The organism is Streptomyces sp. NPDC046261 (assembly GCF_040646235.1).
Taxonomy (GTDB): Bacteria; Actinomycetota; Actinomycetes; order Streptomycetales; family Streptomycetaceae; genus Streptomyces.
This window is the reverse complement of record NZ_JBEYZU010000002.1, coordinates 376,511-393,057: the sequence shown is the minus strand read 5'-3', so window position 1 is coordinate 393,057 and position 16,547 is coordinate 376,511. Positions and strand designations below refer to the sequence as shown.

General features: G+C 72.0%; 5 protein-coding genes. All 5 read right to left on the bottom strand.

What is annotated here, in order from left to right:
* Positions 1-41: 41 nt before the first annotated feature.
* Positions 42-698 carry a hypothetical protein gene (locus ABZ956_RS06000; RefSeq protein ID WP_361887574.1) on the bottom strand — a complete coding sequence of 219 codons (657 nt, stop codon included), beginning with the start codon at positions 696-698 and terminating at the stop codon, positions 42-44.
* A gap of 100 nt (positions 699-798) precedes the next feature.
* On the bottom strand, positions 799-2,667 hold the full coding sequence (locus ABZ956_RS05995) for a BTAD domain-containing putative transcriptional regulator (RefSeq protein WP_361887571.1): 1,869 nt from the start codon (positions 2,665-2,667) through the stop codon (positions 799-801).
* 121 nt (positions 2,668-2,788) lie between these two features.
* Positions 2,789-3,604 carry a rhomboid-like protein gene (locus ABZ956_RS05990; protein WP_361887568.1) on the bottom strand — a complete coding sequence of 272 codons (816 nt, stop codon included), beginning with the start codon at positions 3,602-3,604 and terminating at the stop codon, positions 2,789-2,791.
* A 237-nt stretch (positions 3,605-3,841) separates the two neighbouring features.
* Positions 3,842-5,596: a condensation domain-containing protein gene (locus tag ABZ956_RS05985; RefSeq protein WP_361887565.1), complete on the bottom strand. Its 1,755-nt coding sequence runs from the start codon at positions 5,594-5,596 to the stop codon at positions 3,842-3,844.
* Complete coding sequence (locus ABZ956_RS05980) at positions 5,584-16,041, bottom strand: amino acid adenylation domain-containing protein (protein WP_361887562.1); 10,458 nt, start codon at positions 16,039-16,041, stop codon at positions 5,584-5,586. The genes ABZ956_RS05985 and ABZ956_RS05980 overlap by 13 nt, the downstream gene beginning before the upstream one ends.
* Positions 16,042-16,547: the final 506 nt, after the last annotated feature.

Below are 16,547 nucleotides of genomic sequence, written 5' to 3'. Positions count from 1 at the left end.
CGCAGGCGCGGTGGCCCGGCCCGTCTGCGCGCCCCGGGACATCAGCCTGCGGTGATCACGGATATGCGGCCTCCGTCGGTGCGGGCCTTGATCTTGTGATGGGAGGCGGGGTCCGTCTTCACGTCCACCTTCTGGCCCCCGCCGTCGGTCGAGGCGTCGACCGCGTACGTGCCGTCGGGCACCCGCAGCGTGACGTTGCCGCCCGAGGAGTTGACGTCCATCAGGTCCGGCGCCGCGGAGAAGCCGCCCACGGTGACGCCGCCGCCGTCCGAGCGCACCGCGAGCCGCCCGGTCGCCCCGCCCGAGACGGTGATGTCACCGCCGTCGCTCATCAGGCTGGCCTCCAGCGCCTTCGGGACTTCCACGCGATAGCTGACCTCACAGGTACTGCCCCCGATGCCGCCCCCTCCCCCGCAGCTGTCGGGCGCGGTCAGCGTGAGCACCCCGCCCTGTGTGCTGTGCCGGGTCTTGGGCTTGTCGTTGTTGTAGCGGAGTTTCTCGGTCACCTTGATCCCGCTGCCACTGCCGCTGACGAGTTCGATGCCGCCGCCCGCGCTCTTGACCTTGAGGGAGGCGATCTGTTCGTCGACCGTGTACGAGACGGTGTCCTCGCTGGTCTTGCCGCAGCCCGAGAGCAGCGCGCCACCGACGACGACGGCGAGCCCGAGGGCGGCCCTGGTCCGGAAACTGGTGGTCATTTCTTCTCCTGTTCGTTCGGGAACTCGGATTGCGCAGGTCTCGGGCCGGCCCACAGCTCGGACAACGTCGCCGTGACTCCCGGCCGTGCAAGGGCACGGGTCAGGCGGAGATGCTGTGGCGCGGCACCACCTGCGGGGTGCGGACGGGGATCCGGGCCACCGTCCGTGCCCGCGGCGTCGGCAGAGGGTCCGCCGCCCGCAGCGACGCCGCGAACAGCCGGACCAACGCGTGGCAGCGGTAGAGCGGGTACCCCTGGGCATCCAGGTCCGGCAGCTCCAGCAGCCGCGCGTCGACCAGCTCTTCGAGCGCCTCCTCGGCGTCCGCTTCGCGTCGGCCGAGCAGCGCCGCGGCCTCGTCCGCCCGGAAGGGGCCCTCGCCGAGCAGCGGCAGCACGTACAGGGCGTCCCGGCCTTCGGTGGTGAGCCACTCCAGGGACGGCCGCAGGCTTTCCGACACGGAGAGCTCACCGAAGGACAACTCCCGCAAACGGTCCGTCGGTTCGCCCAGGCGCCGGGCCAGGCGCCGCACCGGCCAGTGCGGCCGGGCGGCCAGCCTCGTCCCAGCGATCCGCAGGGCGAGGGGGAGTCCGGCGCAATGGTGCGCGACGTCGCGCGCGGCTTCCGGTTCGGCCGCGATGCGCTCGGGTCCGGCCACGGCCGCGAGCAGCGCCAGCGACTCGTCCTCGGACATCGGCCCCAGGAAGGATGTGCGGACTCCCCGGCTGGTGACGAGGTGGGAACGGCTGGTGACGATCACCGCCGACTCCTCCCCCGCGGGCAGCAGCTTTTCGATCCGGAGATCGCATCCCGCGTTGTCCAGCACCACCAGCAGCCGCTTGCCCGCCGTGAGGGTCCGGTAGCGCCGCACGAGATCGTCCGGCCCCCCACCCTGCGGTTCCGTACTGCCCAGCGCCCGCAGGAAGAGCGACAGGACCGTGTCGGGGCTCTTCGGCGAGCCGTCCCGGTGCCTGAGGTCGGCATAGAGCTGCCCGTCGGGGAAATGGGGCCTGGCGCAGTGCGCGGCCCGCAGGGCAAGCGCGGACTTGCCGACACCGGCCATCCCCGTGACCTGTGACAGCAGCGGCCGGCCCGGCCCTTGGGGCCGGAGCGCGTCGAGCAGGGCGCCCAGCTCCCGCTGCCGTCCGGTGAAGTCGTGGCTGTCGGACGGCAGCATGCCCGGCACCGGTGCCCGGAGGGGCGACGAGCCGGCGACCACCGGCTCCGCCACCACAGGGAGCTCCAACTCGCCGTTGAGCACGGCGAGGTACGTGCTGTGCAGCATGGACCCCGGGTCCACGCCCAGCTCGTCCGACAGGACCTTGCGGCCGCAGTGGTAGACGGCCAGCGCGTCGCCCTGCCGGTCGCAGCGGAAGAGCGCGGTCATCAGCTGCGCCCGCAGCCGCTCCCGGACCGGATGGCTGTTGACCAGGCCGGTCAGCTCGGGAACCAGCTGCCGGTGACGCCCGAGGGCCAGGTCGGTCTCGATGCGGTCCTCCAGGGCACCGGCCCGGGCCTCCTCCAGCCGCGGCCTTTGCTCGTCGGCCAGGAACTCCGTGACGTTCCCGAGCGCGGGCCCCCGCCACAATGCCAGGGCCGCTCGCAGGTCCCGGTCGGCGTCGGCGTACCGGCGCTCCCCGAGCGCCTCGCCGCCCCTTCTCGCCAACCGCTCGAAGTCCACCACATCGATCACCGGACCGGAGGTCCGCAGCGTGTACCCGGCCTGTCCGCGCGTCAGGTCCGCCTCGTCCCCGAGCAGGCCCCGCAGCCGTGAGATGTACGTATAGATCTGGGCACTCATCGTCGCCGGCGGGTTCGTCCCCCATAACGACCTGCTCAGCCGGCTGTCCGAGACCGCCCGGCCATGGGACAGGACCAACGTGGCGAGAACGGTGTGGATCTTCGCTCCGGCGAGCGCGACCCGGCCTCTCGTGTTGCTGACGACCACGTTTCCGAGCAGCTGGAATTCCATGACTCCCCCAGGACATCGAATTGCCGGAATCACCCCGGCCCATCCAATGTCAGCACGGAAGAGCATCGAACACGCGGGCAGATGGAGTCAGGAACGTGCCGCCGCAGGAGGTTGCCAGCACCTACGCGGACCCCGCGTGTTCATCCGGCCGGTTCCCGTATTCCTCCGGCGGACGGGAGCTCGCCTTACGCGCCGCGTCCCGTGCCATGGCCGGCCGGGCGAGCGGGTGGAAGAGGAAGCCGAGGACCACCGCAGTGTTGTGACCGAACCCGGTGTAGTCCTCGAAGAAGGCGCCCGAAGCGACCACCCCGGCCATCAGGGCGGCCATGGTCAGGAGGCGCAGGGGAAGGCTGCGCACGCGATACGTGAGGAGCCCCGCCACGCAGAGACTGCCGTAGCTGACGCCGACGTCGACCACGCTGCCGAACCCGCGATCCACGTAGCGCTCGGTCTCCACCCTGAGCAGGGTCGTCAGCACGCCTGCGGTGATCAGCGTCGCCAGCACATGCCCGAGGAAGAACACGACGACGGTCCGGAACGTTCCCAGCCATCGCTCCGTGGGTGCGAGGACGGCGACGGCCAGCAGGGCGACCATCGGCAGATCCGGTATCTCGATCCACAGGGCGGAGCCGATCAGCGCGGAGACGGGGTGTTCGGCGAGCTGGGTGAGATTGGTGCTGTGGGTGCGCAGGACCTCGGTCCGCGCGTCGGAGGTCAGCTCCCCCAAGGTGATCGAGTGGAGCGCGAGAAAGACCCACAGCGCCGCGGTGGCGGGGGCCGCCAGGGCCCACTCCTTGACCCGGGACGCGCCGCGCCGGATGAGGGCCTCCCCGCCCCAGCCCCGCTTGACGGCGAGCACGGCGAAGAACAGCGACAGCACGAGCGCCATCTCCGCGAACGGCCATAAGACGGCTGCCTGGGGTGCCGCGGATGCCACGGCGTCTTGAACGGCCCCTCGGGGCCCCGAGTGTTGCGACATCAACCGATCATCCGTCATCCACACTCCGCATCGCCCCGGGACGTCCACACGCCCTGAATCCTGTCGTCCGCTGTCCGGGCCCTCACTCTTTCCGGACGTCAGGCTCCTGCGATGGCAGCAGCTTGCCAGGCACACGTATGCCCCGTACGGCCTGGGAACGGGGGCCGCCCCCCGTCCCCAGGCCGTACGGGCCCCTCACACGAGGAGGCACTCCGTGTCCTCGACCTTGGTCAGGTGCCGGGTGGCCTCGGTGGCGATCAGCAGGTGCGGGCGGGCGTCGGCGAGCATGTACGCGACGCGGTCGGAGGGGTAGTCGGGGTCTATCGGCAGGTAGGCCGCGCCGGTCTTGAGCACCGCGAGCATGGACGTCACCATTTCCACGGAGCGGGGGACGGCCAACGCCACGATTCCTTCGGGACCGATGCCCCGGGCACGCAGCGTGTGGGCCAGCGCGTCCGCCCTGTCGTTCAACTCGGCGTACGAGATCTCCTCGCCCTCGAAGACCACCGCGGTGGACTCGGGCGAACGCGTCGCCTGTGCCTCGAACAGCTCGGCCACTCCGGCGGCGGGCACCGGACGTGCGGTGTCGTTCCATCCCTCCAGGGCCTGGTGCCGCTCCTCGGGGGTGAGGACGGTGACGTCGTGGGTGAGCAGCTGCAGGGTGGCCTCGGCGAAGGTGGTGAAGAGCCGGACGCAGCGCTGGACGAGGAGATCGACGTCGGAGTCGGTGAAGAGGTCGGGGCGGTAGCCGAAGTCCAGCGTCAGCTCGTCGCCGGGAAGGATCATCAGGGCGAGCGGGTAGTGGACGTCGTTGTGGGAGTGCAGACCGGCGACGCGCAGTCCGTGCGCCTCCGAGAGGCCGTCCGCATCCAGGGGGTAGTTCTCGAAGACGGTGAGGGTGTCGAAGAGTTCGCCGCCGACGTCGGTCAGCCGCTGGATGTCGGCCATGCCCAGGTGCTGGTGCGGGGCGAGTTCGGCCTGCTCCCGCTGCAGCCGGGCCGCAAGGCCCAGCAGGGGCTCGGACGGGTTCAGCCGGACCCGCACCGGCACGGTGTTGATGAAGAGGCCCACCATGGACTCGATGCCGGGGACCTCCGGAGGCCGGCCCGCGACGGTGGTGCCGAAGACGATGTCCTCCCGCCCGGTCAGGCGGGCCAGCAGCAGGCCCCACGTCGTCTGCACCGCGGTGCTCAGCGTCACCTCATGGCGGCGCGCCTGCCGGGTCAGGGCCTCGGTCAGTTCCCGCGACAGGCGCACGACGCGGTGCCGGGGGGTGACCGATCGGTGGCTGTCGGCCTGGGGGGACAGCCGGGTGGGTTCGTCCAGACCCGACAGGGCCTCCCGCCACGCGTTCCGGGCGGTGGCGGTGTCCTGTGCGGCGAGCCACCGGAAGTAGTTCTCGTAGGGGACGACCGGCGGCAGAACGCGCGCGTCGCCGCGGCTGCCGTAGAGCGTGAAGAGCTCCTGCATCACCAGGGGCATGGACCAGCCGTCCAGCAGCAGGTGATGCGTGGTGAACAGGAAGCGGTGCCGCTCGGCGCCCAGCCTGACGAGGGTGAAGCGCAGGAGCGGCGCCGTCGCCAGGTCGAAGCGGCGGGAGCGGTCCTCACGGGCGATCTCGTCCGCTTCCGCCTCGTCGGCGGCCTCGGCCAGGGTCCAGGGCAGCGTCACGTGGGACTGGACGACCTGGACGCTGTCGCCCTGGGCGCGTCGGCGCACGCTGATGCGCAGATTGCCGTGGCGCTGCAGGAGCGCTTCGGCGGCCAGCCGCAGCGCCTCGGCGTCCAGCGCGCCGTCGAGGTCGATGCCCAGCTGCACGTTGTACACGTCCGGGGACTGCTCGTCGTAGGCCGCGTGGAACACCAGCCCTTCCTGCAGCGCCGTCAACGGCAGGACGTTCTCGATCCTGGGCTTGTTCCGAACCGTCTTCCGCACCGTCAGATCTCCCACTCTTCGTCGAGCTCCTCTTGGAACTGGTCTATGTCGTCTTGGGTGAGGGTGACGAAGGGCAGGTCGGAGGGCGTGTGTCCGCCGGTGTCGGGGTTCTGTGCGTGGGTGGCCAGCACCTCCAGGGCCCTGAACCACGTGTCGGCCAGGTCCCGTACGTCGTCCTCGGTGAAGATCCCGTCCGCCCAGGACCAGTGCGCGACCAGCCGCGGCCCCTCGGGACCGTCCTCCGTCAGAGCGTTGAGCTCCAGGGAATGAGCCAACGGCAGACCGGGATCGGCCCCGCCGGAGAAACCACCGAACTCGTGGTCCGGCTCCCAGTCCCCCGCACCACCCGACGCCGCGAACCGGCCCAGATAGTTGAACCCGATCTGCGGCGTGGGGAACATGGCGAGCTCCGCCGCCGTGGCCGGGTTGAGATGACGCAGCAGGCCGTAGCCGATGCCGTGATCGGGGACGGCCCGCACCTGCTCCTTCACCCGCTTCAGCGCCGCCCCGACGACGGGGCCCGCTGCCCAGACCTCGTCCCAGTCCCACACCCCGGGCTCGATCCGGACGGGGAACAGGCTGGTGAACCAGCCGACCGTGCGGGACAGGTCCGTGCCCGGCACGATCTCCTCGCGGCCGTGGCCCTCCACATCGAGGACCACCGCACCGCCCTCAAGACCCCGGCGCCGCCGCCAGTCCTCCACGGCCAGACCCATCGCGGTCAGCAGCACGTCGTTGACCTCGGCGTGGAAGACCTTGGTCACCCCCGTCAGCACCTCCGCCGTCCACGCACCCGACAACACCGACGACACCGTGCGGCGCCGCGCGAACACGTCGCGGCCCGGGTCCAGGGCCCGCCGGCCCAGCAGCGGATCGGGGCCGTCGAGCATCGAGGACCACAGGCTCAGCTCGCCTGCCCGCTGAGGGCTCCGGGCGAGTTCCCGCAGCCGCAGGGACCACTGGCGCAGTGAGGTGCCGACCGGTTCCAGGTCCGGCTGCCGGTCGGCGGCGTGGGCCGCGTACGCCTGGGCGAGGTCCGGCAGCAGGACGCGCCAGGAGACGCCGTCGACGGCGAGGTGATGGATCACCAGCAGCAGATGACCGGACTCGTCCGGGCCGGCGTCGCACCACACGGCCTGGAGCACGACCCCCGCCTCCGGATCGAGCCGGTCCACCGCCCGAGCCGTCTCCTCGTCGAGCACGGCCTTGCGCGCGGCGGGGCCCAGCCCCGCCACGTCCACCCTGGCCACCAGGTGTCCGGCCGGCACCGTTCCCGGCGCGGCGATGTCGAGCGTCCACTCCCCGTCCGCGCGCAGCCGCATCCGCAGCGCGCCATGGTGATCGACGACCGACTGCAGCGCGCGGGTGAGCAGGGGTTCGCGCAGGCCGGCCGGGACCCGGGCCACCATCGACTGGTGGAAGCGGCGCACCGGACCGCCCAGACCCCGCAGGTGGTGCACGATCGGCGTCGGCTCCACGTCGCCCACCCCGTCCTCGGGGCGCTCGGCGGTCGCGAGGGCGGTGGCGTCGGCGACCTCGGCCAGCCCTGCCACGGTCCTGCGGTGGAAGACGTCCTTCGGGGTGATGACCAGTCCCGCCTTGCGGGCCCGGCTGACGAGCTGGATGGAGCTGATGCTGTCGCCGCCGAGGTCGAAGAAGCTGTCGTCGATGCCGACCGCGCTCAGGCCCAGCACCTCGGCGAACAGGCCGCACAGCACCTCTTCGCGAGCGGTGCGGGCCGCCCGCCCGGACGTTCCGGCCTGGAAGTCGGGTGCGGGCAGGGCCTTTCGGTCCAGCTTGCCGTTCGCGTTCACCGGCAGGGAATCCAGCACCACGACCGCAGACGGCGCCATGTAGTCCGGCAGCGTGGCGGTGATGTGACGGGTCAGCTCCTCCTGGGAGGGGCGGGTGCCCGAGGCCGTCGTGACGTAGGCGACGAGTTTGTGCTCGCCGGTGGGGGTGGTGTGGGTGGTGACGGTGGCGTGGGTGATGTCGGGATGGCGGGAGAGCACCGTCTCGATCTCACCGGGTTCGATGCGGAAGCCACGGACCTTCACCTGGTGGTCGGCCCGGCCCAGGTAGTGCAGCACGCCGTCGTCGTCCCAGCGGGCGAGGTCACCGGTGCGGTACATCCGGCTGCCGGCCGGACCGTACGGATCGGGCAGGAAGTGACAGGCGGTCAGCGCGGGACGGCCCAGGTAGCCGTCGGCGGTCTTGGGTCCGGCCAGGTACAGCTCGCCCGCCACCCCGGCCGGCACCGGCCGGAGCCGCCCGTCGAGCACATACGCCCGCGTACCGGGCAGGGGATGCCCGATCGGCGGAGCCAGCACCTCGCCCGGATCGCTCTCGTGCCAGCCGGTGGCGTAGACGGTGCCTTCGGTCGGCCCGTACAGGTTCGCCACCCGCACACCCGGCGCGTCCGTCCGCAGCCGGCGCATCAGCTGCTCCGGCAGTGCCTCGCCCGCGAGCACGATCCGCTCGCAGTCCAGCGGCGCACCGGCCTCCAGCAGTGCGGAGACCACCGACGGCACGCCACTGATCAGCGATCCGGACCAGTGCCGCTCGGCCAGCGCCAGCAGGTCGGGCACCACCTCGATGCGGCCCCCCGCCAGCAACGGCGCGAAGATCTCGAACACCGACACGTCGAAGGACAACGACGTGGCCGCCAGCACCTTCGACAGGCCGCCCCCGGTGCCGAAGCGCTCCACCGCCCAGGACAGGAACACCGACATCGCCCGGCGGGAGACCACCACGCCCTTGGGCGTCCCCGTCGACCCCGACGTATAGATCACATACGCCGGCGCGCCGTCGGGCACCGGCCCGCCCAGCTCGCCGGGCGTCAACGCGGCATCGCGCGCCCGCGCCTGCTCGTCCGCACATCGCGGGTCGTCCAGTACGAGGACCGCCATGCCGGTGCCGGGCAGGGCGCCGGCCACCGAGGCTGTGGTCACCACCAGGCGGGGTGAGGCGTCGGCCAGCATGAACGCGATCCGGTCCGCCGGATACCCCGGGTCGACGGGCACGTACCCGGCGCCCGCCTTCAGCACCGCCAGCACGGCCACGACCATGTCCGCCGACCGCGGCACCGCCACGGCCACGAGATCGCCACGCCCGACGCCCCGCGAACGCAGGACCCGCGCCAGGCGATTGGCCCGGGCGTCCAGCTCCGCGAACGAGAGCTCCGTCTCGCCGCACACCACGGCGGTGGCGTCCGGCGAACCCGCCGCCACCGCCTCGAAGGCCTCGACCACTCCCGTCACGGGCAGCGCCCGCACGGGCTCGTTCCACACCTCGAGCACACGCTCCCGCTCACCGTCCGAAAGGACGCCGACGTCGTGGGCCCGCAGCTGCGGGGTCGCGTCGGCGAAGGTCCGCAGGAGATGGAGGAAGCGCTCGGTGAGGCGCTCGACGTCCTCCGGGGAGAACAGGTCCGGACGGTAGCCGAAGTCCAGCGTCAGCTCGTCGCCGGGCAGGGCGATCAGGGCCAGCGGGTAGTGGACGTCGTTGTGGGTCCGCAGACCGGCGACGCGAAGCCCGTGCGCCCCGGAGAGGGCATCGGGGTCGAGGGGGTAGTTCTCGAAGACGGTGAGGGTGTCGAAGAGTTCGCCGTCGACGTCCGTCAGCCGCTGGATGTCGGCGATGCCCAGGTGCTGATGGGCGGAGAGTTCCGCCTGCTCCTGCTGCAGTCGGGCCGCGAGGGCCAGCAGCGGCTCGGAGGGTTCCAGCCGCACCCGTACCGGCAGGGTGTTGATGAACAGACCGACCATCGTCTCGATGCCCGGTACCTCCGGGGAGCGACCGGCCACCGTGGTGCCGAAGACGACGTCCTCCCGGCCCGTGAGCCGTGCCAGCAGCAGGCCCCACGTCGCCTGCACGACGGTGTTCAGGGTGATGCCGTGACGGCGTGCCTGACGCGTGACGGCATCGGTCAGCTCGCGCGGCACGCGCTCGATGCGGTGGTGGGGGGTGACGGACGCGTGACCGTCGGCCTGGGGGGCCAGCCGGGTGGGTTCGTCCAGACCCGACAGGGCCGTCCGCCACGCCTCCTTCGCCGCGTCGTCGTCCTGCGCGGTGAGCCACCGGAAGTAGTCCTCGTACGGCACCGCCGCCGGCAGGGCCCGGGTGTCGCCGCGGCTGCCGTAGAGCGTGAAGAGCTCCTGCATCACCAGGGGCATGGACCAGCCGTCCAGCAGCAGGTGGTGGGTGGTGAAGAGGAAGCGGTGCCGCTCGGCGCCGAGGCGCAGGAGGGTGAAGCGCAGGAGCGGCGACGTCGCCAGGTCGAAGCGGCGGGAGCGGTCCTCGCGGGCGATCCGGTCGGCCTCCGCCTCATCAGCGACGTCGATCACGGCCCAGGGCAGGGGGACGTGGGACTGGACGACCTGGACCGCGCCCGCCCGGTCGGTCTGCCGGACGCCGGTCCGCAGGTTTCCGTGGCGGCGCAGGAGCGCTTCGGCGGCCAGCCGCAGCGCCTCGGCGTCCAGCGCGCCGTCGAGGTCGATGCCCAGCTGCACGTTGTACACGTCCGGGGACTGCTCGTCGTAGGCCGCGTGGAACACCAGTCCCTGCTGCAGCGCCGTCAACGGCAGCACGTCGACGAGGCCGGGGGTGGCGCCCTCCAGCTGGTCGACCTCTTCCTGGGTGAGGGTCACGAAGGGCAGGTCGGAGGGCGTGTGTCCGCCGGTGTCGGGGTTCTGCGCGTGGGTGGCCAGCACCTCCAGGGCCCTGAACCACGTGCCGACCAGGTCCCGTACGTCGTCCTCGGTGAAGATCCCGTCCGCCCAGGACCAGTGCGCGACCAGCCGCGGCCCCTCGGGACCGTCCTCCGTCAACGCGTTCAGCTCCAGCGCATGAGCCAACGGCAGACCGGGATCGGCCCCACCCGAGAAACCACCGAGCTCATGGTCCGGCTCCCAGTCCCCCGCACCACCCGACGCCGCGAACCGGCCCAAGTAGTTGAACCCGATCTGCGGGCGGCCGGCCCCGGCAAGTGCCGTCGCCGTGGCCGGGTTGAGGTAGCGCAGCAAGCCGTAGCCGATCCCGTGATCGGGAATGGCCCGTATCTGCTCCTTCACCCGCTTCAGCGCCGCCCCGACGGCCGGGCCGGCGGCCCAGACCTCGTCCCAGTCGCTCACGCCCGGCTCGACGCGCACCGGGAACAGGCTGGTGAACCAGCCGACGGTACGGGACAGGTCGGTCCCTTCCACCACGTCCTCGCGGCCGTGGCCCTCCACATCGAGGACCACCGCACCGCCCTCAAGACCCCGGCGTCGCCGCCAGTCCTCCACGGCCAGCCCCATCGCGGTCAGCAGCACGTCGTTGACCTCGGCATGGAAGACCTTGGTCACCCCCGTCAGCACCTCCGCGGTCCATCCACCCGGCAACGCCGACGACAACGAGCGGCGACCGGCGACGAGATCCCGCTCCGGGTCCAGCGCCCGCCGCCCCAGCAGCGGATCCGGGCCCTCGCACGTGCGTGACCACAGCGGCAGTTCGGCCACGCGCTCCGGGGTGTGGGCCAGCTCGTACAGTGACTCGGCCCACTGGAGCACCGAGGTGCCGACGGGCTGGAGTGCGGGGCGCTGTTCGGCGGCGTGGGCCTCGTACGCCTGGGCGAGGTCGGGGACGATGACGCGCCAGGAGACGCCGTCGACGGCGAAGTGGTGGATCACCAGCAGCAGATGACCGGACTCGTCCGGACCCGCGTCGCACCACACGGCCTGGAGCACGACCCCCGCCCCGGGATCGAGCCGGTCCACCGCCCGAGCGGCCTCCTCGTCGATCACCGCCTTGCGTTCGCCGCCGCTCAGTGCGGACACGTCGACGCGGCGCACGAGGTCCCGGGCGTCGACCGTTCCCGGTGCGGTGACCTCGAACGTCCACTCCCTGCCGTCCCGCAGGCACAGGCGGAGGGCGTCGTGATGGTCGACGACCGACTGCAGCGCGCGGGTGAGCAGGGGTTCGCGCAGGCCGGCCGGGACCCGGGCCACCATCGACTGGTGGAAGCGACGCACCGGACCGCCCAGATCCCTCAGGTGGTGCACGATCGGTGTCGGCCGCACCTCGCCCACGCCGGCCGCGTGGTGCTCGGCCGCGGTCGTGGTGACGGGCTGGGCGATCCCGGCCAGCGCGGTGACGGTCTTGTGGCGGAAGACGTCGCGGGGCGAGACGGCCAGGCCCGCCCGGCGGGCCCGGCTGACGAGCTGGATGGAGCTGATGCTGTCGCCGCCGAGGTCGAAGAAGCTGTCGTCGATGCCGACCGCGGGCAGGCCCAGCACTTCGGCGAACAGGCCGCACAGCACTTCTTCGGTTGCGGTGCGCGGGGCGCGGCCGGTCACTTCGGCCTGGAAGTCGGGTGCGGGCAGGGCCTTTCGGTCCAGCTTGCCGTTCGCGTTCACCGGCAGGGAATCCAGCACCACGACCGCCGACGGCACCATGTAGTCCGGCAGGACGTCGCGCAGGTGGCTGCGCAGCGCCGCGCCGAGCTCGCCGGCCAGGCGGCCGAGGGCGGGGTTGTTGGTGAGCGGTCGCCGGTCGGCGGCCTGTGCGTCCCGGGGCAGGAACACATCGGTCAGGGCGCCGGTGCCGCCCGGGAGGAAGAGAGCGTCCAGCTCTCCGTCCGCCCCGTCGGACGACCAGGTGACGGCGACCTGGTAACCGAGGGCTTCGCCCAGGTCGTGGAGGGCGTCGGGGGTCGGGGCCGGGCTGCCGGCGCGGCGCAGTTCGGCCCGGACCTCGGCGAGGGAGCCACCGGCGAACAGGGCCCGTGCGGCCGCGGCCTCGTGTGCCATACGGCCGTTGGGCACGCCGGTCACGCGCACCCGGGCCGGGCGCTCGGCGGCGAGCCGGTCGGCGAGCTCGTGGGCGGTGGTGACGTCCTCGCCCCACTGCCAGCGCGGCGTCCCGGCCACGGAGACGGGTGCCCGCGCGGGCTGCTTGCGGATGACGACGTCGTAGCGGTACCGGCTCAACTCGTTGTCGTACGGGCCGGACTTGACCCGGATGTCGACGCCGTCGTCCGCCTGGGCGAGGGTGTGGAAGAACTCGGGGTCGACCAGCAGTTCGTTCTCCTGGGTCGCCCGCTGGTCCACCGCCCGGCGGACGGCCGCGGAGTCGGCGTCCGTGCCGCCGCGGGCCAGCTGGACGGCGGTGTCCAGCGCCCGCTTCAGCCGCAGGTTCCGCACGTCGCCGACGAACAGGGCGCCGCCCGGCGCCAGCAGGTCGAGGGCACCCCGCAGGACGGAGCTGAGGTAGTCGGCGTTCGGGAAGTACTGCACCACGGAGTTGATGACGACGGTGTCGAAGAATCCCGTGGGCAGCCCGTCGAAGTCGTGGGCGGGCCGGGCACGCAGCTCGACCCGGTCCGCCAGCTCCGGCCGGGCCGCCGTCTGCCCGCGCAGCCGGTCGATGACCGCGGCGGAGAAGTCGGTCGCCCAGTAGGCCTCGGTGTTGCCGGCGAGGTGGGACAGCAGCAGGCCGCTGCCGACGCCGATCTCCAGGATCCGGCGGGGCTCCAGGGCCTGGATGCGCTCCACGGCGTCCGCACGCCAGCGCCGCATGGCGTCGAGGGGGATCGGCTCGCCGTCGTAGCTGCTGTCCCAGCCGGTGAAGTCCTCGCCGAAGTCGGTCACCGGCGTGGAGTCGTACATGGTCTGGTAGAGCTGTTCCCACTGCTCCACCTGCTCGCGCCGGCCCCGTTCCAGGCGGTCGGAGAGCGACTGCCAATCCGGCACCACATAGCCCACCAGGTGCTTTCCACCCGGACCGTCGTCGCGCGTGATCACTTCCGCTTCGCCCACGTCCGGGTGCCGGCCGAGTGCGGAGGCGACTTCGGCGGGTTCGATGCGCACGCCGCGGATCTTCACCTGGTCGTCGCCGCGGCCCATGTAGACCAGCTGTCCGTCGGCGTTCCAGCGGGCGAGGTCGCCGGTGCGGTACATGCGGGAGCCGGCCGGGCCGTAGGGGCAGGCCACGAAGCGCTCGGCGGTGAGCGGGGCGCGATCGAGGTAGCCGCGCGCCAGGCCGGTGCCGGCGAGGTAGAGCTCGCCCATGACGCCCACGGGCACCGGCTGCAGGGCACGGTTGAGGACGTAGACCCGGGTGTTGGCGATGGGGGCGCCGATCGGCGGGGCGGAGTCCGCCGCGGCGTCGGGCTCGCAGGCGAACGCGGTGACGTCGATGGCCGCTTCGGTCGGCCCGTAGAGGTTGTGCAGTTCGCAGGTCAGGACGGTGTGGAAGCGGGCCGCCAGCTCGGCCGGGAGCGCCTCGCCGCTGCAGATCACCCGGCGCAGGGAGCGGCACCGTTCGGCGGAGGGTTCCGCGAGGAAGCCCTTGAGCATGGACGGCACGAAGTGCACGGTGGTGACGTTCTGCTCGGCGATGAGCCCGGCGATGTAGGCGGGGTCCTTGTGTCTCTCCGGCTCGGCGACCACCAGGGCGGCCCCGGTGATGAGCGGCCAGAAGAATTCCCAGCCGGAGACGTCGAAGCCGCACGAGGTCTTCTGCAGGACCCGGTCGGTGGCGTCGAGCCCGTACTGGTCCTGCATCCACAGCAGGCGGTTGACCAGGCCCTCGTGCGTGTTGACGACGCCCTTGGGGGTGCCCGTGGAGCCCGAGGTGTAGATGACGTTGGCGGGGTTGCGCGGCAGGACGGGCCGGGCGCCGCCGGCGTGCGGCCGGTGGCCGGATGCCTCGCGCAGGGCGGCCGCCGTCGTGGGGTCGTCGAGCAGCAGCAGCGGCAGGCCGTCGGTGCCCGGCAGCCGGCCGAGGGTGTCGGTGGTGCTGATCAGCGCCGCCGGACGGGCGTCGGCGAGCATGGCGGCGATGCGGTCGGCCGGATAGTCGGGGTCGATCGGCAGATAGGCCGCGCCGGTCTTGAGCACCGCGAGCAGGGAGATGATCAACTCGGCGGAGCGGGGGACGGCCAGGGCCACCAGGCGCTCGGGCCCGGCGCCCCGCCCCCGCAGCACGTGCGCCAGGGCCTCGGCGCGCGCGTCGAGTTCTCCGTACGAGAGCGCTTCGCCCTGGAAGACGACCGCGGGGCTGCCGGGTGTGCGCGCCGCCTGTGCCGCGAAGAGCTCGGGCAGGGTCGCCGCGGGGTACGGGCGTGCGGTGTCGTTCCACTCCGTGAGCAGACGCCGCCCCTCCTCGGGGGCGAGGACGTCGATGGAGCCGACGGCCCGGCCGGGGTGCGCGCCGGCGAGGCCGTCGATGATCCGCAGCACGGCCTCCTGGTGAACGGCCAGGTCCGCCGTGGTGTACAGCTCCGCGTTGGCGTCGAGGTCCACGCGCCAGGGCATGTCCTCGGTTCCGCCGTAGACGACGAACGCCAGGTCCTCGACGGGCCCGTTGGTGAGGTTGTGGACGCTCGCCCGGGATCCGGCGAAGTCCAGTGCGTAGTCGAAGATCTGAAGGTTCACGTGCGGTCCGACCAGTGGCTCGCCGGCCTCGCTCAGCTTCAGGTCGCGGCGTATGTCCTCGTAGCGGTAGCGCTGGTGGCCGAGGGCGTGCTGCATCTCGGTGGCGGTCCGGGCCAGGAGGCCGGACAGGCTCTCGTCCGGGTCGACCGTCAGCCTCAGCGGCACGACGTTGGAGACCATGCCGGGGGTGCGGCGCACGGCCTTGGAGCGGGCCGTCACGGGCAGGCCCAGGATGACGTCCCGTTCCCCGGTCAGGCGGGCGACGTGGAGCAGCTCGGCGACGACGAACAGGGCCGGCAGGGGCACGCCGCAGCTCTGGGCCACGCGCCGCAGGGCCTCGATCCGCTCCGGTGCCAGGTGGGCCGACGCCCGGATCCGCCCGGGTGTCCGGCCGGATCCGGCCTGCCCGAAGGTGACGGGGGCCGGACGGTCCGTCAACTTCGCGGCCCAGTGGGCGCGGTCGGCCGCGAAGGCGGGTGAGTCGCGGTAGTCGCGGTCGTACTCCAGCAGGTCCTCGAGGCTTCCGTAGGGGGACTCCCCGACGGGGCGGCCCTCGACGAGAGCGGTGTAGACGTCGGCGGCCCGTCGCACGACGACCGAGCCGCTGAAGCCGTCGAACACCGCGTGGTGGGCGCGCAGATACCAGTAGTGGATCTCGTCGGAGACCTTGAGCAGGGCGAGGGAGAGGATGCGGCCGTCCTCCAGCGAGAGCGGCCGGTCGAGCTCCTCGCGCATCCACGCCTGCGCCGCCTCCGCCGGACGGTCCCGGCCGGTGAGGTCCAGGTACGGCACCGCACACGCCCGGTCGGCGCCCAGGAGCTGCACGGGGTCGCCGCTGGTCTCGGCGAACCGCACGTGGGAGGCGTCGGCCTCGTCGAAGGCGCGCCGTGCCGCCTGCAGGAACAGGCCGGTGTCCAGCGCGCCCCGGATCTCGACGTACTGGGCGATGCTGTAGTCGAGGCGGCCGGCGGCAAAGCGCTGCGCGAGCCACATCCCGCTCTGAGCCGAGGTCAGGGCGAGCTGCCGGTCCGGAGAAGCGGACATGATCGTTCCTTCGCGGTCGCTGCCGGCGCGCACCGGTTCCGTCACGTAGCGGAGCCGAATCGGCGCCGACCATTCAGAATGAATACGTAAGGGATGCGGCGCCCACACCAGTGGCCGCGGAAGAGCAAGAGGAAGCCCGCAGGCAGAATCCCCCCGAATGCTGCAAAGCGATTACAACCCCCCGCGTTCCCCCCGTGGACGCCCGAGCGTGGTCGAGCGTCTGGGCGACAATACACGACCCAACTGTGCGCGCCAGAAGGAATTTTGCCGCCTTCTTTCCTGTGACGACGGTCACCCGCACCACGACCCGCACTACATCCGCCGGTCAGCGCCACCCCTCCGCGTCAACCGCCGACAAGCAGTCGATCAGCTCCTTGACAGCAACAAAATGATCAAGGTAGCGTCGCGGACGTTCCGTCATTGCTGAAGGCTACAAGTTCGGGCGGGGCGTACCGGGGGGTGCTTCAGCTTGGGATATCCCTTTTCGCGCCGCCATTAATGGCGCC

What these genes read in the sequence shown, in the direction of transcription:
- ABZ956_RS06000 (WP_361887574.1), bottom strand. Translation starts at nt 698, where the DNA reads ATGACCACCAGTTTCCGGACCAGGGCCGCCCTCGGGCTCGCCGTCGTC.
- ABZ956_RS05995 (WP_361887571.1), bottom strand. Translation starts at nt 2,667, where the DNA reads ATGGAATTCCAGCTGCTCGGAAACGTGGTCGTCAGCAACACGAGAGGC.
- ABZ956_RS05980 (WP_361887562.1), bottom strand. Translation starts at nt 16,041, where the DNA reads ATGTCCGCTTCTCCGGACCGGCAGCTCGCCCTGACCTCGGCTCAGAGC.